This window comes from Sphingomonas changbaiensis NBRC 104936 (assembly GCF_000974765.1).
In the GTDB taxonomy this organism is placed as follows: Bacteria; Pseudomonadota; Alphaproteobacteria; order Sphingomonadales; family Sphingomonadaceae; genus Sphingomonas_B; species Sphingomonas_B changbaiensis.
Genome location: NZ_BBWU01000013.1, coordinates 1 through 20,626, shown reverse-complemented (window position 1 = coordinate 20,626; position 20,626 = coordinate 1). Strand labels below are relative to the sequence as shown.

The following is a 20,626-nucleotide window of genomic DNA, read 5'->3' as shown; positions in this document are numbered from 1 at the left end:
CCCTCCCCGTTCCGGGGAGGATTTAAGAAGGGTTCACCCGCACCAGCAGCGCGCCTTCGCTGACCTGGGCGCCGGGGGTGGCGTTCAGTTCGGCGACAATGCCGTCGAACGGCGCGGTCAGCGTGTGCTCCATCTTCATCGCTTCCAGCGTGACCAGCTTCTGGCCCTTGGCGACCGAAGCACCCGCCGCGACCTCGACCGCGATAATCCGGCCGGGCATCGGCGACGTGATTGCGCCGTCGCCGGCTGCTCCGGCCGTCGCCCCCGACGAGCGAGGCAGCTGAAACAAATGTGGCCAGCCGCGATCCACGATCAGAATGCCATCATCGGTTCCTCTGATGATCGATCCTGCGCCTATATTCTGCTCCGGAGCGGTGCCGATCTTGCCTTCGACGAGGTTTCCGTCGGCAAGCAGCACCATGCTTTCGTGAGGTGCCCGGTTCAGCCGAAACCCAAGCAGATCATTCCAGATCTGTCCCGGTTTGGATGGAAAGTCTTCAGAGTCGATTGCTGAAAGGGAGCCACCCGCTTCTCGAAAGAGCAGCGAAGCCGCCGTCTCCAGCACGCCTTCCATAGGCGCCGCTGCCTCAAGCAGCCTGTCCAAGCTCTCGCCGATGTAGCCCGTCGTGGCCTTACCGGACAGAAATGTTCGATCCCTCAGCAGCGAGGACAGAAAACCGGCATTGTTCCGGACGGGCCAAGTCACGACTGTGTCGCAGGCTCGTGCCAGCCTCGTAGCCGCTTCGTCACGACTGCCGGCATGCACGACCAGCTTCGCAATCATTGGATCGTAAAAGGGCGATACCTCACCGCCCTTTTCGACGCCACTTTCCACTCTGGCCAGCGAGGAAAGGCACAGGTCTTTCAGCCGCCCAATACTCGGCAGGAATCCCTTCGCCGGGTCTTCCGCATACAGCCGCGCCTCGATCGCCCAGCCGTCGATGCTGAGCTCGTCCTGACGTTTCGGCAGCTTTTCGCCCGAGGCCACGCGAAGTTGCCATTCGACCAAGTCCTGGCCGGTGATTTCCTCCGTCACCGGGTGCTCGACCTGCAGGCGCGTGTTCATTTCCATGAACCAGATGCGGTCGGCGCGCAGCCCTTCCGAGGCATCAGCGATGAACTCGATCGTGCCGGCGCCTTCATAGTCGACGGCCTTGGCGGCCTTGACGGCAGCGGCGCAGACGGCTTCGCGCGTGGCCTCATCCATGCCCGGCGCGGGCGCTTCCTCGATGACCTTCTGGTGGCGGCGCTGGAGCGAGCAATCGCGCTCAAACAGGTGGACGATCTGGCCGTGCGAGTCGCCGAACACCTGGACTTCGATGTGGCGGGGCGAGAGAATGTATTTCTCGACCAGCACCCGGTCGTCGCCGAACGAGCTCGCCGCCTCGCGCTTGCAGGAGGTGAGCGCGTCGGCGAAGTCACCGGGCGCATCGACCCGCCGCATGCCCTTGCCGCCGCCGCCGGCGACCGCCTTGATCAGCACCGGATAGCCGATCGCGTCCGCCTCGGCCTTCAGGCGATCGGGCGCCTGGTCTTCGCCCAGATAGCCGGGCGTGGTCGGCACGCCCGCTTCCTGCATGAGCTTCTTGGCGGCGTCCTTCAGCCCCATCGCGCGGATCGAGTGCGGCTTGGGCCCGACCCAGACCAGGCCGGCGTCGATCACGGCCTGCGCGAAGTCGGCATTCTCGGAGAGGAAGCCATAGCCGGGGTGGATCGCCTCGGCGCCGGTCGCCTTCGCGGCGGCGATGATCTTGTCGCCGCAGAGATAAGAGTCGCGCGCCGGGCTGGGCCCGATGTGCACCGCCTCGTGGGCCTGGCGGACGTGCAGCGCCCTGGCGTCCGCGTCGGAATAGACGGCAACCGTGCGGATGCCGAGCCGGCGCGCGGTGCGGATGATCCGGCACGCGATCTCGCCGCGGTTGGCGATGAGGAGGGACTGGATCACGGGTGACGCTCCGGAAAGCCGTGGCGCTGATGGAGAGCGAACAGCAGCGCCTCGATCTCGTTGACGAAGCCGCCGTCCCAGACGAGCGCGGGGAGATTCTGGTTCTCCGCGCCGATCGCTTCGACGACTGCGGCGCGAGGACGCGGCCAGGGCACCCGCACCACGTCGATGTTGCGCGCATGATCGGGGAAGGCGGCGAGCAGGCCTTCGATGGTGATGCAGTCCTTGCAATAGAAGGTGCGCTCTCCGCCGAGGGCGGGATCGGCGAATTCGTGCTGTAGCAGGAACAGGGTGTCGCGGGTCATCGGCATTCGGCCCCTCCACCACGGCGCTGCGCGCCGCGGTCCCCCTCCCCGTTCCGGGGAGGAGCAAGGGTTTGGCATGCTTCTACGACGGCCATGATTGCGCTTTCCAGATTTCTGAAAATTTCTACGGCGGGAATGCGCAGGGTGCGGAAGCCGAGTTCGTGCAACCAGCGCTCTCTCGCCATATCCCGGTCGGCCCGATCGATCAGGTCATGAGCATTGCCATCGACCTCAATATCCAGGCGTGACTCCAAACAGCAGAAATCGAGTGAGATACGGCCGATCGGGTGCTGTTTTCGAAACCGATATCCGCCCGGCCTCTTGCGCAGAGCCGACCATAGAAGGGCTTCGGCCGGTGACATTTCGCGGCGGAGCTTTCGCGCCATGCGAACCGTCTCGTCAGGAGCGTTCAAGGTTCGATGCTTGCGCCGGCCTTGCTCCTCCCCGGAACGGGGGAGGGGGACCGCTCGCGCCAGCGAGTGGTGGAGGGGCCGAAGAGGTGGGTGCGCGCGACTCGGCCCCTCCACCAGCCTTCGGCTGGTCCCCCTCCCCGTTCCGGGGAGGATTTTCTGATCCCTCCCCCATCACATCCGGAACACGCCGAACTGCGGGCGTTCGGGGATGGCGGCGTTCAGGGTCGCGGCGAAGGCGAGGCCGAGGACGTCGCGAGTCTGGGCCGGGTCGATGACGCCGTCGTCCCACAGGCGGGCGGTGGCGTGGTAGGGATTGCCTTCGTCTTCGTAGCGTTGGCGGATCGGGGCCTTGAAGGCTTCCGCCTGCTCGGGGCTCCAGGAGTCCGCGTCGCGGTGGACGGTCGCCAGCACGCTCGCCGCCTGTTCGCCGCCCATCACGCTGATGCGGCTGTTGGGCCAGGTGAACAGGAAGCGGGGGCTGTAGGCCCTGCCGCACATGCCGTAATTGCCGGCGCCGAAGCTGCCGCCGATCAGGACGGTGATCTTGGGCACGCTGGCGGTCGCCACGGCGGTGACCAGCTTTGCGCCATGTTTCGCAATGCCGTCCGCCTCATACTTCCCGCCGACCATGAAGCCGGAGATGTTCTGGAGGAACAGCAAGGGAATGCGGCGCTGGCAGGCGAGCTCGATGAAGTGCGCGCCTTTCTGCGCGCTTTCGCTGAAGAGGATGCCGTTGTTGGCGAGGATCGCGACGGGCATGCCCCAGATGTGCGCGAAGCCGCACACCAGAGTGCTGCCGTAGAGCGATTTGAACTCGTGGAACTCCGAGCCGTCGACGATGCGGGCGATGATTTCGTGCACGTCGTAGGGCGCGCGGACGTCTTCGGGGATGATGCCGTAGAGCTCGTCCGGGTCGTATTTGGGCGGGCGCGGCTCCCGCAGCTCGATATCCGTCGCGCCCTTCTGGCAGGTGGAAACGATATCCCGGACGATGGTCAGCGCGTGCTCGTCATTTTCCGCGACGTGATCGACGACGCCGGATTTGCGGCCGTGCAGGTCGCCGCCGCCCAGATCCTCGGCCGAGATGATCTCGCCGGTCGCGGCCTTCACCAGCGGCGGGCCGGCGAGGAAGATCGTGCCCTGGTTGCGGACGATCACCGTTTCGTCCGACATGGCGGGGACATAGGCGCCCCCCGCGGTGCAGCTGCCCATCACGCAGGCGATCTGCGGGATGCCCTGCGCCGACATGTTCGCCTGGTTGAAGAAGATGCGGCCGAAATGGTCGCGATCGGGGAAGACCTCGGCCTGGTGCGGCAGGTTGGCGCCGCCGCTGTCGACCAGATAGACGCACGGCAGGCGGTTCTGCTCGGCGATCTCTTGCGCGCGCAGATGCTTCTTGACCGTCAGCGGATAATAGGTGCCGCCCTTCACGGTCGCATCGTTGCAGACGATCATCACCTGGCGGCCGGAGACGCGGCCGATGCCGGCGATCATGCCGGCGCCGGGGACCTCGCCGTGATACATGTCGCAGGCGGCGAGCTGGCCGATCTCCAGGAACGGCGAGCCCGGATCGAGCAGCCGCTCGACACGGTCGCGGGGCAGGAGCTTGCCGCGCTCGACATGCTTCGCCCGCGCCTTTTCGCTGCCGCCAAGCGCGGCGGTGGCGACCCTGGCGCGCAACTCCTCGGCCAAGGCGCGGTTATGCGCGGCGCGGGCGCGGACCTGATCGGAATCCGATTGTATCGCGGTCGAAAGGATGGGAGCGGACATGCGCGTTCAGCACCTAGCCAGCCGTCATGCGCTTGGGAAGGTCTGGCAGCATGCGCGCCCGGGCGCTAGGGCAGCGAAAACTGACTTGTGAGAGGATTTCGATGCGTAACGTCGTTCCCGCCTTCCTGCTCGGATGCGCGGCGCTGACCGCGCCCGCGATCGCCGCGGCGCTTTCCGGGGTCAACCCCGCCTATGTCGACAAGAGCGTCGCGCCGGGCGATGATTTCGAGGCCTATGCGAACGGGGCCTGGCGCAAGACGGCCGAGATCCCGGCCGATCGCTCCAGCACCGGCGTGTCGTACGAAGTGTTCCTGAAGGCCGAGAAACGCAACGCGGCGATCATCCAGGGCGCGGCGGCCGGTCATCCCGCGGCGGGCACCGAGGCACGCAAGATCGCCGACTATTATTCGGCCTATCTCGACACGGCCGCGATCGACCAGAAAGGGCTTCAGCCGATCAAACCCGAGCTGGACGCGATCGCCGCGCTGAAAGACAAGGCCGCGCTGTCGGCGATGCTGGGCGCCGACATGCGCGCCGACACCGACCCAATCAACGCGACGAATTTCTGGACGGAAAACCTGTTCGGCCTGTTCGTGACGCAGGACCTGGAGCGGCCGACCGAGACGATCCCCTATCTGATGCAGGGCGGCCTGGGGCTTCCCGACCGCGACTATTATCTGTCGGACAAGCCGGCAATGGCGGAGATCCGCACCGCCTATCGCGCCTATGTCGAGAAGCTGCTGACGCTGGCCGGGATCGACGACGCGGCGGCGCGGGCGGACCGGATCGTCGCGCTCGAGATGAAGATCGCGGCCGCCCACGACACGATCGAGCAGAGCCAGGACGCCCACCGCGCCCAGTTCTGGAAGCGCGCCGACTTTGCGGCCAAGGCGCCAGGCATCGACTGGGCGGGTTATTGGCGCGCGGCCGGGCTGCCGAACCAGCAGGATTTTTCCGTCTGGCAGCCGGATGCGATCGTGAAGCTGGCGGCGCTGGTCGGCAGCGAACCGCTTGCAAGCTGGCAGGACTGGCTGATTTTCCACCGGCTGAACGAACAGGCGTCGGTGCTGCCCAAGGCGATCGATGACGCGCACTTCGCCTTTTACGGCAAGACGCTGACCGGCACGCCCGAGCAGCTGAGCCGCGAACGGCGCGCCATCGCCGCGGTCAATGCCGGCCTGGGCGACGCGGTCGGCAAGATCTACGCGAAGCGCTATTTCCCCGCCTCGTCCAAGGCAGAGATCGAAGGGATGGTGAAGAACATCGTCGCCGCGTTCGACGCGCGGCTGGTGAAGATCGACTGGCTGGCGCCCACCACCAAGGCCGAGGCGCGCAAGAAGCTGCAGGTGCTGAAGGTCGGCGTCGGCTACCCGAGCAGCTGGCGCGACTATTCGCCGCTCGACATCCGGCCGGATGATGCATTCGGCAATGTGCAGCGCGCGCGCTTGTTCGAATACCGGCACCAGCTGTCGAAGATCGGCAAGCCGGTCGATCGCGGCGAATGGTGGATGACGCCGCAGACCGTGAACGCGGTCAACCTGCCGCTGCAGAACGCGCTGAACTTTCCGGCGGCGATCCTAGAATCGCCCTATTTCGACGCGCGCTTCGACGCGGCGGCGAACTATGGCGCGATCGGCGCGACGATCGGCCATGAAGTCAGCCATAGCTTCGACAATCTGGGCGCCGATTTCGATTCGACCGGGCGGCTGCACAATTGGTGGACGCCGCAGGACTTCAAGCGCTTCGAGCAGGCGGGCGCGGCACTCGCGGCGCAATATGACGCCTATGTCGCGCTGCCCGGCCTGCACCTGAAGGGCAAGCAGGAGCTGGGCGAGAACATCGCCGACGTGGCCGGGCTGACGGCCGCGTACGAAGCCTATCACAAGTCGCTGGGCGGCAAGCCGGCGCCGGTGATCGGCGGGTTGACCGGGGACCAGCGCTTCTTCCTCGCTTTCGCGCAGAGCTGGCGGGAGAAGATGCGCGACAAGGCGCTGCGCGCACGCGTCGCGACGGACGTGCACGCCCCGGCGCGGTGGCGCGTGCAGACGGTACGGAACCTGGACGCCTGGTATCCGGCCTATCAGGTGAAGCCGGGGCAGAAGCTGTACCTGGCGCCTGCGGAACGGGTGAAGGTTTGGTAAGCGCGCTTCCTCTCCCTTGAGGGGAGAGGAACAGCGGAGCTTAGTCGCGAAGCGGCTTAGCGGAGCTAGGAGAGGGTGGTGGGGCGGACGCTCGGAGCCCCGGACCCTCTCCCCGCTCAGGCCCGCAGGCCTGAGTCGCCCTCTCCCCTGCAGGGAGAGGGGTGGTTTTACGCCGCCCCGATCAACTCCCGCCCGATCAGCATCCGCCGCACTTCGTTGGTGCCGGCGCCGATGTCGAGGAGCTTGGCGTCGCGGGCGTAGCGTTCGACCGGCCAGTCCTTGGTGTAGCCGGCGCCGCCCAGCGCCTGGATTGCTTCCAGCGACACGCGCACGGCATTCTCGCTCGCAAGCAGGATCGCGCCGGCGGCGTCGAAGCGGGTGGTGCGGCCGGCGTCGCAGCTTTTCGCGACCGCATAGGTGTAGGCGCGGGCCGATTGCAGCGCGACATACATGTCCGCGACCTTGGCCTGCATCAGCTGGAACGCGCCGATCGGCTTCCCGAACTGCTTGCGCTCGCGAACATAGGGGATGGTCACGTCCAGGCAGGCCTGCATGATGCCGAGCTGGACGCCGGCGAGCACCGCGCGCTCGTAATCGAGGCCCGACATCAGCACGCCGACGCCGCCGTTCAGCGGACCCATGACGTTTTCTTCCGGCACTTCGCAATCGTTGAAGACGAGTTCGGCGGTGGGCGAGCCGCGCATGCCCATCTTGTCGATCTTCTGGCCGATCGAGAAGCCGGGCATGTCCTTTTCAATGAGGAACGCGGTGATGCCGCGGCTCCCCTCCCCGGTCTTCGCATAGACGACCAGGGTGTCGGCATAGGCGGCGTTGGTGATCCAGAATTTGGTGCCGTTCAGGACATAGCCGCCCTGCACCGCGTCGGCGCGCAGCTTCATGCCGACCACGTCCGATCCGGCGCCGGCCTCCGACATCGCCAGGCTGCCGACATGCTCGCCCGAGATCAGCTTGGGCAGATATTTCGCCTTCTGCTCGTCATTGGCCCAGCGGCGGATCTGGTTGACGCAGAGGTTCGAGTGGGCGCCGTAGCTGAGGCCGATCGAGGCGGAGGCGCGGCTGACTTCCTCGACGGCGATCACATGCTCCAGATAGCCGAGGCCGAGGCCGCCATCCGCCTCGTCGACGGTGATGCCGTGCAGGCCGAGCGCGCCCATGTCGGGCCACAGCTCCTTCGGGAACCAGTCGTCAGCATCGATCTTGGCGGCGATCGGCTCGATCCGTTCCTCGGCGAAGCGGCGCGTCACGTCGCGGATCATCTCGGCATGTTCGCCGAGCTGGAAGTCGAAATCGGGAGTGGCAATGCTGGTCATGGATTCGCTCTTTCGAGAATGCGGCGGGCCTGTTTCAGGTGCGGCGCGTCGATCATCTTGCCGTCAAGCTGTAGCGCGCCGGCACCAGGATTGGCATCGAAAGCGGCGACGATCGCGCGTGCCTGGGCGACCGCTTCGGCCGAAGGCGTGAAGGCGGCGTTGATCACCGGCACCTGGGCGGGATGGATCGCCATCATGCCGGTGAAGCCGTCGCGCGCCGCCGCTTCGGCGATGCGCCTGAGGCCGTCCAGGTCCTTGATGGCGGGATAGACGGTCTCGATCGGGTTCACGCCGGCGGCCGCCGCCCCGAACAGGGTCAACGCACGAGCGATCTGGTAGGGCGGCAGATAAGCGCCGGTCTCGTCGCGCGAGGCGGTCGCGCCGATCGCCGCCGGCAGGTCCTCGGCGCCCCAGGTGAGGCCGGCGAGGTGCTCGGCGACCGGGCCATAACCCCCGAGGCGGAACACCGCGGCCGGCGTTTCGGTGGCGATCGGCAGGATCGGCACCGCCGCCCTGCCCGCCAGCCGCCACACCGACTCCGCGCCTTCGGCCTTGGGTAGCACCAGGCCATCGGGATTGCCGGCCAGTACGTAGAGATCGTCGTCGAGATGGCCGCTGTCGAGCGGGTTGATACGGACGAAGAGGAAGGGCCTCCCTCTCCCGTCGGGAGAGGGAGGGAGCCGCGAAGCGGCGGAAGGGTGAGGGTGACCGGTCGCCCTCACCCCGCTCGGGCTATCGCCCGAGTCGACCCTCTCCCGTTGGGAGAGGGTTAGGAAATCCGCGATCGCCGCGCGCGCCGCTGCCTTGTTCGCGGGCGCGACCGAATCCTCCAGGTCCAGAATCAGAGCATCGGCGCCGAGGGTCAGCGCCTTTTCCATGCGTTCCGGTCGGTCGCCGGGCACGAACAGCAGCGAACGGAGCCTCATTTGTCCTTCTTCGGGTGCCGCCGTTTGACGAGCGCCGTGCGCAGCGAGCGGCAGACCAGCTGGTTGCGCTGGTTGTACATCGTGTGCTCGAACGTCACGATCCCGGCGTTCGGGCGCGACAGGCTTTCGCGGAGTTCCAGGATTTCCGTTTCCGCGCGCAGCGTGTCCCCGATGAAGACGGGTGCCGGCATCGTCACCTTGTCGTAGCCCAGATTGGCGACCAGCGTGCCAAGCGTGGTGTCGCCGACCGAAACGCCCACCATCAGTGCGAAGGTGAAGGTGCCGTTGACGAGGATCTGGCCGAACTCGCTCGCGCGCGCCGCTTCCAGGTCGATATGCAGCGGCTGCGGGTTGTGGGTGAGTGTCGAAATCAGCAGATTGTCGGTGACCGTCACCGTGCGCCGGATCTCATGCTCGATCCGGTCCCCCACCGCCCAGTCTTCGTAATAGCGTCCGGCCATTCTACCCCTCGTTTTGATCCTTTGCCGCGGCCTAGAACAGAAGCTTTGCCGCCCCCAGCGCCAGCAGGAAGCTCGTGGCCGTCGCGGCGACCACCGGCATGGACGCGCGCCAGCCCTGTTTCAGCAGCAGGTTCATCGGCGAGCGGATGCCGGTCGCGACCACGGCGAGCAGCAGCAGCGCAGTCGTCCCGGCCTTTGCAGCAGCGGCCACCTGGGTCGGCAGCGTCAGCACCGAGTTGAGCAGCGTCAGCAGCAGGAAGGCGACGATGAACCACGGCACCGGCGGCGCGCCCTTTTTCTCGGTGCCGTCCTTCGGCAGCGTCAGCGTGACCAGCAGCAAGGTCGGCGCGAGCAGCGCGACCCGGGTGAGCTTCACGATCGCCGCCGTCTGTCCCTGGACTTCTCCGAGCGAATAGCCGGCGCCGAGCGCCTGGGCGACGTCATGAATGGAGGCGCCCAGCAGGAACCCCGCCGCGTGCGGGCTGAGGCCAAGCAGGGTCGAGAGCACCGGATAGGTGGACATGGCAAGCGCGCTGGCGGCGGAGACCGCGACCAGCACCAAAGTCAGCTGTGCCTGGTTGACGCGCTTTTCGCCGAGCACGCTGGACAGCGCGAGCGCCGCGGAGGCGCCGCAGATCGCGACCGATCCGCCCGCGAGCGTTCCGAACGCAGCGCCCATCCCAAGCGCCCGGGATGCGAGTGTGCCGACCGACATCACCACCACGATCATCACGCCGATCGCGACGAAGCTGGGCCAGCCGAGCGCCGCGATTTCCCAGATCGTCACTTGCAGGCCGACCAGCACGATGCCCCAGCGCAGCAGCGTCTTCGACGCAAAGCCGAGCCCGGCGTGCAGGCGCGTGTCGGCATTCAGGAAATTGAAGGCGAGGCCGATCAGCAGGCCCATCAGCATCAGCGGCGCATGGTAATGATCGCCCAGCCACGCCGCGGCGAGCGCGGCCAGAGTGGTGATCGCCAGCCCCGGCAAATAGGTGAAGAGCTTCGGCCGCGCGCGCGCAGGCGCAGCCTCGACTTCCAGAAGGTCGCCGAAAAGGTCGGCCGCGGCCGGGAGCGGCCGTTCGCGCAGCACTGGGTCCATGTCCGCCATCGCGTTCCTATTGTCCGACTTCGTCCGCCTGCGAAAGCACTTCGTGCTGCCCGAATGCTTCGCCGGGCGGCGGGCAATGCTCGCGGATCCAGCGGCTCGCGATCAGCTTGACGCCGGCCTCTACGGGCGTGCCCGCGTGCAGCGACGTGCGATCGGCCCTGCCGCCTTCATCCACGTTGCGGAACAGCAGGCCGTCGCCGGTGCGCCCGCGAAACGCCAGGCTCGCCTCAGGAAACACCGTCGCGCCGCCCTGATAATCGTCGTTCAGCGCGACGAGCATCGTCCAGATTCGCTGGTTGGCGACACCGGGCACCGCGTCGAGGTGCGGACGATATTGCTGGCCCGGCTGATAGCGCAGCACCTGCAGCGGCTCGCCCTGCCCCGCCTCGGTGCCGCTCGCGGCGGCGATGCGGCGATTGAGCGCGTGGATGGCCGGCCATTCGAAGACCGCCGGAAAGGCCGCCGCGGTCGCATCCCGGAACGGGTGTCGGACGAACCGCCCCGCCTGCTCGTCGAGCGCCAGCGCCGGCCGGAACCGCGCCTCGGCCACATCGCGCAGGAACGCCGCCTCGTCGGCCGAGAAGAAGCCCGGGAAGCGCCGCACGCACGGCGCATCGCTCAGCGGTTCACAGGCGAACGCGCCGCGCGGATTGCCGCTGCCGTCCAGATCCATCGCCTCGATCAGTTGCAATTGCCGGGCCGCCAGCGGATCGCGATCGACCCAGCGGTGCAGCAGGCCCAGGGCGCCGGGCCAGTCGGCCTCGCCGCCGGTCCCGACCGCGACGAAGGCGGACAGCGCACGCGCGGCCAGCATCAGCCCGCCTTGCTCCGCCTGTTCGACGAGACGCCGCGCCGCGCCAAGATCGCGCGGCACGTGCGCGCCTTCCAGCCGCCACAGCCCGAGCGCGTAGCAGGCCTGCGGGTCGCCGGCCGACACGCCGCGATCGACAATCGCAAGCGCCTCCGCCGGCCGTCCGGCCGCGGCCAGCTCGAAAGCCTGAGCGAGATTCACCTGCGTCACGCCTGCCCTATCGCAGCGAACCCGCGACCGCGCCAGTCCGCCGGAACAGGTGCCCGCGCCCATCGTTCTGCGCACGTTACGAACGGCGAGGCAGGGTTGGAGCGGCTATCCCATCAACACGGCAATCACGCATCGGTGCCGCCGGTGCACACGCCCGAGGCACGGAGCGTGGTGCCGCTGGCGGCCGGGGTCGTGGCGATCGGCGCGCTGTACCTGGCCAAGGACGTGCTGGTGCCGATCGTGCTGGCGGTGCTGCTGGCATTCGTGCTGGCGCCGCTGGTCGGGCTGCTCCGGCGGCTGCGGTTCGGGCGGACCCTGTCCGTCATCATTTCCGTGCTGCTGGCACTCGGCACTCTGGGACTGACCGGGGCCGTGATCGGCCAGCAGGTCGCAAGCCTGGCGCCCGACGTTCCGCGCTATGTCGAGACGATCCGGGGAAAGTGGATCGCGCTCGGCCATTCCAGCGTCGCCGAACTGCCCGAGGCGATGAACCGGCTCGCCAGCCGCTTCGAGACGGCGCCGCCCACGCGCACCGCCCCGCGCCTGTCCCGCCGCACGACACAGCCGATCCCGGTCGAGGTGCACCAGCCGCCAGAAAGCGCCTGGGCGACCGCACGGCGGCTGCTGAGCCCGGTGCTCGGGCCGTTCGAGACGTTCATCATCGTGCTGGTCGTCGCGGTCTTCATCCTGCTGCAGCGCGAGGATCTGCGCGACCGCATCATCCGCCTGTTCGGGTCGTCGGACCTGCACCGGACAACGGTCGCGATCGACGAAGCGGCGGGCCGGCTGTCGCGCTATTTCCTCACCCAATTGCTGCTGAATTCGCTGTTCGGCGCGGTGATCGCGGTCGGGCTTTACTGGATCGGCATCCCATCGCCGCTGCTCTGGGGATTGCTGGCGGCGATCCTGCGGTTCGTACCCTATGTCGGCGCGTTCCTGGCCGCGATGCCGCCGCTGCTGCTGGCGATCGGGGCGGAGCCGGGCTGGAGCTTCGCAATCCAGACGGCGTGCCTGTTCCTCGCAGCCGAACCGGTGATGGGCTATGTCGTCGAGCCGCTGGTCTACGGGCATTCGACGGGCCTGTCGCCGCTGGCCGTGATCGTCGCCGCAATCTTCTGGACGTGGTTGTGGGGGCCGATCGGCCTTTTGATGTCGACGCCGATGACTTTATGCCTGGTGGTGTTGGGCCGGCACGTGCCGCAGCTGGAGTTCATCGACGTGCTGTTCGGCGACCGGCCTGCGCTGACGCCGGTCGAAAGCTTTTACCAGCGCATGCTCGCCGGCGACGAACATGAAGTCCACGACCAGGCCGAGCTGCTGCTGAAGGAGCGGTCGCTGTCTTCCTATTATGACGAGGTGGTCGTCGGCGGCCTGCGGCTGGCGCTCGCAGACCGCCGGCGCGGCGCACTGACGCGGCCGGCGCTGGACGCGATCGTCGAATCGACCCGCGACCTGATCGACAGCCTGGCCGACCACGAGGATGTGGATATTGACGAGGACGAAGCCGTCGCAGAGCCGACAGCCCCGTCGCTCGCCGAACGGGCGCTGCCCAGCGAGCCGCCGCCGGATCCGCCGGCGCAGACCGGCCTTCCGGTCCTATGCCTTGTCGGTGCCGGCATGGCAGACCCGGCGATCGCGGCGATGCTCGCCCAGCTGCTCGCCAAGCACGGCCAACGACCGATGGCCGCCGACGCCAAGGCGTTGTCCGGGGACATCGAGGCACAGCCCGCAATCGTCTGCCTGATCGGCGCCGACTATCGCGGATCGTCGCCGCGCTGGCGCACGATCGAGGCCAATGCCCGCAGGCGCTGGCCCGATGCCCGCATCGTCCGCGGCCTGCTGCGGCCCGGCCGAACGGCGAGCGACGAAAGCTGCGCCAGCCTGCGCGACATGGTCGAGGCCTGCGCAAGCGGTTAATCGTTTCGCAGCCATTCCCGTTTACCACGTGCCGCAGTCCATTCAGGAGCTTGGGACGTGCGCTACGAAGGCGAGCATTTCCGCGACCAACGCGTGCAGCTCGACAGCAATGAGTTCGAAGGCTGCGAATTCACCAATGTGATGTTCGAATATGCCGGCGGCCCGGTCTATCTCGCCGGTTGCCGGTTCGACGGATTTGCCTGGCAATTCACCGGCGATCTCGGCCGCGGCCTCGCGATGCTGGCCCAGCTTTATGCATCGAACCCGGCCGCCGCATTGACCCAGCTGTCGAAGGCGCTGTTCCCGAAGCCCGGCACGGCGCCGGGCACGCCGCCGCGCCTGCCCGCCTCCGTCGCCGCGATCTTCGAAGCCGAAGAACGCGATGCGGCCGCCGCTGAACCCGCAACTCCCGCCGATCCGTTCGACTATTCCCGCCTGCACGCGAGCATCCGCCGCGCACCGAAACTGGCGCGCGCCGCGGGTCATTGCTGAACCGGACTGGTGGTAGCGGAGGAGGGACTTGAACCCCCGACACGCGGATTATGATTCCGCTGCTCTAACCAACTGAGCTACTCCGCCCCAACGGCAGGTGCGGCCCTATAGGTAAGGCCTCGCCGGGGGTCAACAAGGTGTCTTTCCAATCGTCATGCCGGGCCCTTCGACGGGCTCAGGACAGGCTTGACCCGGCATCCACCTTCTTCTTTCACGTCGAGGAGAAGGTGGACCCCGGATCAAGTCCGGGGTGACGAGGGAGAGTTGGTTGCATTATTTCGACGTTCTGATCGTGGGATCCGGTCATGGCGGGGCGCAGGCGGCGATCATGCTGCGGCAGCTCGGGTTCGACGGATCGGTCGCGATCGTCGGCGAGGAGCCGGAGCTGCCCTATGAGCGGCCGCCGCTTTCCAAGGATTATCTGGCCGGCGAAAAGGGCTTCGAGCGCTTCCTGATCCGGCCCGAGCGCTTCTGGGCGGAGCGCAATGTCGCGCTGCTGCAGGGACAGCGAGTGCTGACCGTCGACCCGGAGCTGCATGAGGTCGCGACCGATGCGGGCGAGCGGATCGGTTACGGCAAGCTGATCTGGGCGGCCGGCGGGCGGCCGCGCCCCCTGCCCTGCCCCGGCGCCGACTGCGCGGACGTGCATTTCGTCCGCAACCGCGCGGATGTCGACACGATCATGGCGAAGCTCGCCGGCGTCGAACGGGTCGCGGTGATCGGCGGCGGCTATATCGGGCTGGAGGCGGCGGCGGTGCTGACCAAGCTCGGCAAGCGCGTCAGCCTGTTCGAGGCGCTGCCGCGCGTGCTTGCGCGCGTGGCGGGCGAGGTGCTGTCGCGATTTTACGAAGCGGAGCACCGGGCGCATGGGGTCGATCTGCGGCTCGGCGCTGAAGTCGACGCGTTCGAGGCCGAAGGCGGCAAGCTCAAAGGCGTGCGGCTGACGAGCGGCGAGACCGTCGCGGCGGAGCTGGCGATCGTCGGCATCGGCATCATTGCCGAGGTCGAGCCGCTGATCGCGGCCGGCGCTGCGGGCACGAACGGCGTCGATGTCGACGCGCAATGCCGGACCAGCCTGCCGGACGTGTTCGCCGTTGGCGACTGCGCGGCGCACGAGAACCGCTTTGCCGGCGACGCGCGGGTGCGGCTGGAGTCGGTCCAGAACGCCAACGACCAGGCGACCGTCGCGGCGAAGACGATCGTCGGCGAGGATGTGGCCTACGAAGCGACGCCGTGGTTCTGGTCGAACCAGTATGATTTGCGGCTGCAGACCGTCGGCCTGTCGATCGGGCATGACGATGTGGTGCTGCGCGGCAAGCCCGAAGAGCGGAGCTTTTCGGTCATCTACCTGAAGGACGGCCGCGTGATCGCGCTCGACTGCGTCAATGCGACGAAGGACTATGTGCAGGGGCGGAAGTTGGTCGAGGCCGGCGCGGAAATCGATCCGCTGGCGCTGGCGGATACGGCGCGGCAACTGAAGGAGCTGCTCTAACCCTCTCCTCGCAGGAGAGGGTCGACTCGGCGAAGCCGAGCGGGGTGAGGATGATCGCCCTCACCCTCCCAGCGCTGACGCGCTGGGCCCCTCCCTCTCCCGATGGGAGAGGGACTATCGGAACCTGTGTTCGCTCAGCGGCTCCCACGGGCCGCCGCGGTACCACCAGCTCGCGAGGCCGGCGATCTTCAGCGGGCGGGGCAGGAACGCTGCCTCGAGTTCCGTCAGCAGCGCCTTGGCGATTTGCGGCGTCACCTTGTTCTGCACGGTGATGTGCGGTCGCCAGGACGCCTGATCCTGCGGGATCAGCAGGCCGGCGAAATGATCGGCCAGCCGCTCGCGGATCGCTTCCAGCTCCGGGCTGTCGAGCTGATAGGCGACGCCGTTGCCGAGGTGGCGAAGGCCGGCGAGCCGCGCGACCGGTGCCCTCCCCCGCGCCTCAGCCTTCAGCTGCTCGCGCAGCTCGTCGGCGATGCCGGGCGGCAGATGGTGGAACAAGGTGATGTGTGCCGGAACCAGGTTGCGCTCGGGTGGGAAATGGGCGCGGCGCAGGCTATCCGCCCAGGCGAAATCGCTTGCGCCGAGCATGGCCGTGACGATGATCGGTGCGGACACGCTCACCTCTGGAGGAACGCCGGATGATCGACTTCTACACCGCCGCCACGCCGAACGGCTATAAGGTCGCGATCATGCTGGAGGAATGCGGGCTCGAATACACGCCGCATTTCATCGACATGGCGGCGCAGGAGCAGAAGAGCCCCGAGTTCCTGAAGATCAATCCGAACGGCCGCATCCCGGCGATCGTCGACGATGGCTTCCCGGTGTTCGAATCGGGCGCGATCCTGATCTGGCTCGCGGAAAAGACGGGCAAGTTCCTCCCCACCGACGCCAAGGGCCGCAGCACGGTCATCCAATGGGTGATGTGGCAGATGGGCGGGCTCGGCCCGATGATGGGGCAGCTGAACGTGTTCAAGCGCTATTTCCCCGAGCACATTCCGGCGGCGATCGACCGCTATGAACGCGAGAGCTACCGCCTGTTCGGCGTGATGGACGGGCGGCTGGCGGCCTCCCCCTATCTGGGCGGCGACGCGTACAGCATTGCCGATATCGCCTGCTGGCCGTGGGTGCGGGCCTATGAGTGGCCGGGCCTCACGCTCGACAATCATCCGCATCTGAAGGCCTGGGCCGACAAAGTCGGCGAGCGCGAGGCGGTCAAGCGCGGCGTCCAGGTGCCGCCGCGGCCGGAGATGACCGACGAGGCGAAGAAGGAGTTTGTGGAAAGGGCGCAGCAGATTCTCGCCTAACCTTGCCCTCTCCCTAAGGGGAGAGGGCGACTCGGCCCTGCGGGGCCGAGCGGGGTGAGGGTACTGGGCGCTGTACCACGTCACCCTCTCCCCGCTCGCGCCCGCAGGCGCGAGTCGACCCTCTCCCCTGCAGGGAGAGGATTAGATTTCCACCTGACTTCCCAGCTCGACGACTCTGTTCGTCGGCAGCTTGAAGAATTCCATCGCGCTTTCGGCGTTGCGCAGCATCCAGGCGAACAGCTTTTCGCGCCAGATCGCCATGCCCGGCCGCGACGACGCCAGCAGCGTCTGACGGGCGAGGAAGAAGCTGGTGTCCATCATCTTGAACTCAGGGCCACAGCCGGTGATCTGCTTCAGCGCCGTCGGCACATCCGGTTCCTGCATGAAGCCATACTTAACCACCAGCCGGTGGAAGCCGTGGCCGAGCGGCTCGAGCTGGCAGCGCGTGTCCTGCTCCACATACGGCACGTCGGCGATCTTCACCGTCAGCAGGATCACCCGTTCGTGCAGCACCTTGTTGTGCTTCAGGTTATGCAGCAGCGCGTGCGGCACGCCGTCGGGCGTCGAGGTCATGAACACCGCGGTGCCGGGCACGCGCGTCGCCGAGGTCGCTGCCGATTCGATGAAAATCGAGATCGGCATCGCCGCCTCGCGCAGCCGGTCGATCATCAGCTTGCGGCCCTTGGCCCAGGTGGTGAGCAGGGTGAAGGCGATGAGGCCCACCAGCAGCGGGAACCAGCCGCCGTCCGGCACCTTGGTGAGGTTGGAGCCGAAATACGCCAGGTCGACGGTGAAGAAGACCGTCAGCAGCGCCACGGCCGCGAGGCGGTTCCACTTCCAGAGCGAGAACAGCACGACCGCGATCAGGCAGGAATCGATCGTCATCGCGCCGGTCACCGCGATGCCATAGGCGGCGGCCAGATTCGACGAGGACTGGAAGGTCAGCACGAGCAGGATGACCATCGTCATCAGCGCCCAGTTGATGACGGGAATGTAGATCTGGCCAACGGTGCTGGCGCTGGTGTGCTGGATGCGCAGGCGCGGGATGAAGCCGAGCTGGATCGCTTGCTGCGTCACCGAGAAGGCACCGGAGATCACGGCCTGGCTGGCGATGATCGTCGCCAGCGTCGCGATGATCACCAGCGGCAGGCGGAACGCTTCGGGGGCGAGCAGGAAGAATGGGTTCTTGATCGTCTCGGCGGCCTCGGCGGGGCTCAGCGACAGCACCATCGCGCCTTGGCCTAGATAATTGAGCATCAGCGCGGGCAGCACGAACACCAGCCACGAGCCGCCGATGGGCTTGCGGCCGAAATGGCCCATGTCGGCATACAGCGCCTCGGCGCCGGTGACGGCCAGCACGACCGAGCCGAGCGCCAGGAACGCTTTCACATGATCGGTCAGGAAGAACCGCACCGCATGCCAGGGATTGAGCGCCGCGATGATCGCCGGATCCTGCGCGATGTACACCGCACCCAGGACCGCGATCGTCGCGAAATAGACGATCATGACCGGCCCGAACAATCGCCCGACGGCCGTCGTCCCGCGCGATTGGATGAAGAACAGGAAGACGAGAATGCCGATCGCCAGCGGCACGACCAGCGGCTCGAACCGCGCCTCGACCACGGTCAGACCCTCGACTGCCGAGAGCACCGACATCGCCGGCGTGATCATCGAATCGCCGTAGAAAAGCGCCGTCGCGAACACGCCGAGCAGCACGATTGGCGCGGTCCAGCGCTTGCCCGGCGTCGAACGGTTGATCAGCGCCAGCAGCGCCAGGCTGCCGCCCTCGCCCTTATTGTCGGCGCGCATGATGACCATGACGTATTTAAGCGTCACCATCAGCATCATCGACCAGAAGACCAGGCTCAGCACGCCGTAGATGTGCAGCCGGTCGGGCGTCAGCACGTGGTGGCCGGTGAACGTCTCGCGAAATGCGTAGATCGGGCTCGTGCCGATATCGCCGAACACGATTCCGACCGCGCCGATCGCCAGCCGGAGCATGCCGTGCTGGCCATGGCCATGATGCTCGACCGACGACTCGGCCGGCACGGCGCCGGTGATGGTCGCCGCGTCTGAAATGCCGGTGCTCACCGGCGGACGGATTCTATTGAAAGCGGCATCATGCGCATAACGATTGAAAGCGGTCCTAGCCCCACGGACGCGGCGGGGCGGTTAGCATGGGTGTAAGTTGGGTGCAATGACCAGCCCCTCTCCCGCTTCCGGGAGAGGGTTACTGTCCGAACAGCGCGTCGGCCTCGCTTCTGGTCGGCACGGAACGGAGCACGAAGCTGCTGCTGATCGTGGTCACGCCGGGCAGCCGGCCGAGATGCTCGCGGTGGAGGCGTTCGTAATCGTCCAGGTCCTTGGCGACGATCTTGAGACGGTAATCGTGGGCACCGGAGATCAGCGCGCATTCGACGATGCCGTCGATTTCCGAGACCGCGCGCTCGAACCGCGCCAGATCCTCCTCGACCTGAGTCGACAGCGTGATGTCGACCAGCGCGGTCACATGAAAGCCGAGCGTCTTGTGCCCCAGCCGCGCCCCATAGCCGGTGATCTCGCCCGACGCTTCAAGCGCCTGGATGCGCCGCGTGCAGGCGGATTGCGACAGCCCGACCCGCTCCGCGATCTGGCTGACGCTGGCCCGCGCATCGCCGGCGAGACTTTTCAGGATTGCACGGTCGATCCGGTCCATTGTGCAGCATTTCACGATTGAGGCAAGTAAGGACGCATCATCTATGCGTTCGCCAGGCGAGACGCCACTGCTCTTTGCAGGGATTCGCGATCCCGATTCGCAGTATGACGCGCCACCATTTTCCCGCTGAGGAGAGCGATCATGCGCGTCGGTGTGCCTAAGGAAATCAAGAATCACGAATATCGCGTCGGCCTGACCCCGCCGTCGGTGGCGGAGCTGGTCGCGGCCGGCCATGAGGTCATCGTCGAGACGAATGCCGGCGCCGGCATCGACTTGAGCGACCAGGATTATATCGCGGCCGGTGCGCGCATCGTCGGCACCGCGGCCGAGGTGTTCGCCCAGTCCGACATGATCGTCAAGGTGAAGGAGCCGCAGGCCCAGGAAATCGCGATGCTGGAGCCGCGGCACCTGCTGTTCACCTACCTTCACCTCGCGCCCGATCCGAAGCAGACGGAAGGGCTGATCAAGTCCGGCGCCACCTGCATCGCCTATGAAACGGTGACGGCACGCGACGGTTCGCTGCCGTTGCTGAAGCCGATGTCCGAAGTGGCGGGCCGCATGTCGGTGCAGGTCGGCGCGCACTATCTGGAAAAGGAACAGGGCGGCCGCGGCGTGCTGCTGGGCGGCGTGCCGGGCGTGGCGCCGGCCAAGGTCGCGATCCTGGGCGGCGGCGTCTCGGGCGTGAACGCGGCGCAGATGGCGGTCGGCATGCGTGCCGACGTGACGATCTACGATATCTCGAACACGCGCCTTGCCGAGCTCGACATGTTCTTCAGCTCGCAGATCAAGACGGTCTACGCGTCGAAGGCGGCGATCGCGTCAGCGGTGCAGAGTGCGTCGCTGGTGATCGGCGCGGTGCTGGTGCCGGGCGCAGCTGCGCCCAAGCTCGTCACGCGGGAGATGTTGAAGACGATGAAGCGCGGATCGGTGCTGGTCGACATCGCGATCGACCAGGGCGGCTGCTTCGAGACGTCGCACCCGACCACGCACGAGGACCCGGTCTATGAGGTCGACGGCGTGATCCATTACTGCGTCGCCAACATGCCGGGCGCGGTCGCCCGCACCTCGGCCTTTGCGCTGAACAACGCGACGCTGCCGTTCGCGCTGAAGCTCGCCAACATGGGCGCAGAGGCTGCGATGAAGGCGGACCCGCACCTCGCCAACGGCCTGAACGTGATGGGTGGGAAGATCCGTCACCAGGCGGTCGCCGACGCGCTGGGCCTGGAGTATGTGCCGCTCTCATGACCAACCCTCTCCCTGCAGGGGAGAGGGACGGCCGCGAAGCGGCCCGGGAGAGGGGCCGAG

At 67.0% G+C, this 20,626-nt stretch carries 18 protein-coding genes and 1 tRNA gene; 6 read left to right on the top strand and 13 right to left on the bottom strand.

Annotation, left to right across the window (positions count from 1 at the left end):
• Window positions 1–22: 22 nt before the first annotated feature.
• The 4 genes from SCH01S_RS02455 to SCH01S_RS02445 all read right to left on the bottom strand — a co-directional run bounded on the left by SCH01S_RS02455 (window position 23) and on the right by SCH01S_RS02445 (window position 4,433).
• Complete coding sequence (locus SCH01S_RS02455; RefSeq protein ID WP_046347191.1) at window positions 23–1,945, bottom strand: acetyl/propionyl/methylcrotonyl-CoA carboxylase subunit alpha; 1,923 nt, start codon at window positions 1,943–1,945, stop codon at window positions 23–25.
• A complete protein-coding gene (locus tag SCH01S_RS02450; RefSeq protein WP_046347190.1) occupies window positions 1,942–2,250 on the bottom strand; it encodes a DUF3088 family protein in 309 nt (102 codons plus the stop codon). The genes SCH01S_RS02455 and SCH01S_RS02450 overlap by 4 nt, the downstream gene beginning before the upstream one ends.
• Complete coding sequence (locus SCH01S_RS17390; RefSeq protein WP_369385517.1) at window positions 2,247–2,612, bottom strand: endonuclease domain-containing protein; 366 nt, start codon at window positions 2,610–2,612, stop codon at window positions 2,247–2,249. The genes SCH01S_RS02450 and SCH01S_RS17390 overlap by 4 nt, the downstream gene beginning before the upstream one ends.
• Before the next feature lie 222 nt (window positions 2,613–2,834).
• A complete protein-coding gene (locus SCH01S_RS02445; protein WP_046347189.1) occupies window positions 2,835–4,433 on the bottom strand; it encodes a carboxyl transferase domain-containing protein in 1,599 nt (532 codons plus the stop codon).
• 101 nt (window positions 4,434–4,534) lie between these two features.
• Between SCH01S_RS02445 and SCH01S_RS02440 the strand changes: the two genes are divergently transcribed.
• A complete protein-coding gene (locus tag SCH01S_RS02440; RefSeq protein WP_084689361.1) occupies window positions 4,535–6,574 on the top strand; it encodes a M13 family metallopeptidase in 2,040 nt (679 codons plus the stop codon).
• 167 nt (window positions 6,575–6,741) lie between these two features.
• On the opposite strand, the gene SCH01S_RS02435 is transcribed toward SCH01S_RS02440, so the two are convergent.
• Genes SCH01S_RS02435 through SCH01S_RS16715 form a run of 5 tightly spaced genes read right to left on the bottom strand, consistent with a single transcriptional unit; the run spans window position 6,742 to window position 11,412 of the window.
• Window positions 6,742–7,905: an isovaleryl-CoA dehydrogenase gene (locus tag SCH01S_RS02435; RefSeq protein WP_046347188.1), complete on the bottom strand. Its 1,164-nt coding sequence runs from the start codon at window positions 7,903–7,905 to the stop codon at window positions 6,742–6,744.
• On the bottom strand, window positions 7,902–8,831 hold the full coding sequence (locus SCH01S_RS02430) for an HpcH/HpaI aldolase/citrate lyase family protein (RefSeq protein WP_046347187.1): 930 nt from the start codon (window positions 8,829–8,831) through the stop codon (window positions 7,902–7,904). Before SCH01S_RS02430 ends, SCH01S_RS02435 begins: the two co-directional genes overlap by 4 nt.
• Window positions 8,828–9,310, bottom strand: a complete 483-nt coding sequence (locus SCH01S_RS02425) for a MaoC family dehydratase (protein WP_369385516.1) — start codon at window positions 9,308–9,310, stop codon at window positions 8,828–8,830. The genes SCH01S_RS02430 and SCH01S_RS02425 overlap by 4 nt, the downstream gene beginning before the upstream one ends.
• Window positions 9,311–9,323: 13 nt before the next feature.
• Entirely contained in the window at window positions 9,324–10,400 is a 1,077-nt protein-coding gene (locus SCH01S_RS02420; RefSeq protein WP_084689360.1) for a YeiH family protein, read from the bottom strand.
• 7 nt (window positions 10,401–10,407) lie between these two features.
• The gene (locus tag SCH01S_RS16715) at window positions 10,408–11,412 is read right to left on the bottom strand and encodes a 2OG-Fe(II) oxygenase (RefSeq protein ID WP_169746343.1); all 1,005 of its coding nucleotides are present in this window, start codon (window positions 11,410–11,412) and stop codon (window positions 10,408–10,410) included.
• 105 nt (window positions 11,413–11,517) lie between these two features.
• Between SCH01S_RS16715 and SCH01S_RS16710 the strand changes: the two genes are divergently transcribed.
• Entirely contained in the window at window positions 11,518–13,338 is a 1,821-nt protein-coding gene (locus tag SCH01S_RS16710) for an AI-2E family transporter (RefSeq protein ID WP_052733726.1), read from the top strand.
• A 57-nt stretch (window positions 13,339–13,395) separates the two neighbouring features.
• Window positions 13,396–13,830, top strand: coding sequence for a hypothetical protein (locus SCH01S_RS02405; RefSeq protein ID WP_046347183.1), 435 nt, complete (start codon window positions 13,396–13,398; stop codon window positions 13,828–13,830).
• 10 nt (window positions 13,831–13,840) lie between these two features.
• Here the strand turns inward: SCH01S_RS02405 and SCH01S_RS02400 are convergent.
• Window positions 13,841–13,917 (bottom strand) — tRNA-Met (locus tag SCH01S_RS02400).
• 181 nt (window positions 13,918–14,098) lie between these two features.
• Here SCH01S_RS02400 and SCH01S_RS02395 point away from each other — a divergent pair.
• On the top strand, window positions 14,099–15,322 hold the full coding sequence (locus SCH01S_RS02395; protein WP_046347182.1) for an NAD(P)/FAD-dependent oxidoreductase: 1,224 nt from the start codon (window positions 14,099–14,101) through the stop codon (window positions 15,320–15,322).
• Between the two features lie 114 nt (window positions 15,323–15,436).
• Here SCH01S_RS02395 and SCH01S_RS02390 read toward each other — a convergent pair whose 3' ends face one another.
• On the bottom strand, window positions 15,437–15,937 hold the full coding sequence (locus SCH01S_RS02390; RefSeq protein WP_245612135.1) for a 2'-5' RNA ligase family protein: 501 nt from the start codon (window positions 15,935–15,937) through the stop codon (window positions 15,437–15,439).
• Window positions 15,938–15,960: 23 nt separating this feature from the next.
• Between SCH01S_RS02390 and SCH01S_RS02385 the strand changes: the two genes are divergently transcribed.
• Window positions 15,961–16,626 carry a glutathione S-transferase family protein gene (locus tag SCH01S_RS02385; protein ID WP_046347181.1) on the top strand — a complete coding sequence of 222 codons (666 nt, stop codon included), beginning with the start codon at window positions 15,961–15,963 and terminating at the stop codon, window positions 16,624–16,626.
• A gap of 141 nt (window positions 16,627–16,767) precedes the next feature.
• Here SCH01S_RS02385 and SCH01S_RS02380 read toward each other — a convergent pair whose 3' ends face one another.
• Together SCH01S_RS02380 and SCH01S_RS02375 are read right to left on the bottom strand one after the other, a co-directional pair.
• A complete protein-coding gene (locus SCH01S_RS02380; protein WP_046347192.1) occupies window positions 16,768–18,705 on the bottom strand; it encodes a potassium transporter Kup in 1,938 nt (645 codons plus the stop codon).
• A 151-nt stretch (window positions 18,706–18,856) separates the two neighbouring features.
• Entirely contained in the window at window positions 18,857–19,321 is a 465-nt protein-coding gene (locus SCH01S_RS02375; RefSeq protein ID WP_046347180.1) for an Lrp/AsnC family transcriptional regulator, read from the bottom strand.
• Between the two features lie 141 nt (window positions 19,322–19,462).
• Between SCH01S_RS02375 and ald the strand changes: the two genes are divergently transcribed.
• A complete protein-coding gene (ald, locus tag SCH01S_RS02370) occupies window positions 19,463–20,566 on the top strand; it encodes an alanine dehydrogenase (protein WP_046347179.1) in 1,104 nt (367 codons plus the stop codon).
• The last annotated feature ends 60 nt before the right edge of the window (window positions 20,567–20,626 follow it).

What these genes read in the sequence shown, in the direction of transcription:
- SCH01S_RS02450 (WP_046347190.1), bottom strand. Translation starts at nt 2,250, where the DNA reads ATGACCCGCGACACCCTGTTCCTGCTACAGCACGAATTCGCCGATCCC.
- SCH01S_RS17390 (WP_369385517.1), bottom strand. Translation starts at nt 2,612, where the DNA reads ATGTCACCGGCCGAAGCCCTTCTATGGTCGGCTCTGCGCAAGAGGCCG.
- SCH01S_RS02445 (WP_046347189.1), bottom strand. Translation starts at nt 4,433, where the DNA reads ATGTCCGCTCCCATCCTTTCGACCGCGATACAATCGGATTCCGATCAG.
- SCH01S_RS02440 (WP_084689361.1), top strand. Translation starts at nt 4,535, where the DNA reads ATGCGTAACGTCGTTCCCGCCTTCCTGCTCGGATGCGCGGCGCTGACC.
- SCH01S_RS02435 (WP_046347188.1), bottom strand. Translation starts at nt 7,905, where the DNA reads ATGACCAGCATTGCCACTCCCGATTTCGACTTCCAGCTCGGCGAACAT.
- SCH01S_RS02430 (WP_046347187.1), bottom strand. Translation starts at nt 8,831, where the DNA reads ATGAGGCTCCGTTCGCTGCTGTTCGTGCCCGGCGACCGACCGGAACGC.
- SCH01S_RS02420 (WP_084689360.1), bottom strand. Translation starts at nt 10,400, where the DNA reads ATGGCGGACATGGACCCAGTGCTGCGCGAACGGCCGCTCCCGGCCGCG.
- SCH01S_RS02385 (WP_046347181.1), top strand. Translation starts at nt 15,961, where the DNA reads ATGATCGACTTCTACACCGCCGCCACGCCGAACGGCTATAAGGTCGCG.
- SCH01S_RS02375 (WP_046347180.1), bottom strand. Translation starts at nt 19,321, where the DNA reads ATGGACCGGATCGACCGTGCAATCCTGAAAAGTCTCGCCGGCGATGCG.
- ald (WP_046347179.1), top strand. Translation starts at nt 19,463, where the DNA reads ATGCGCGTCGGTGTGCCTAAGGAAATCAAGAATCACGAATATCGCGTC.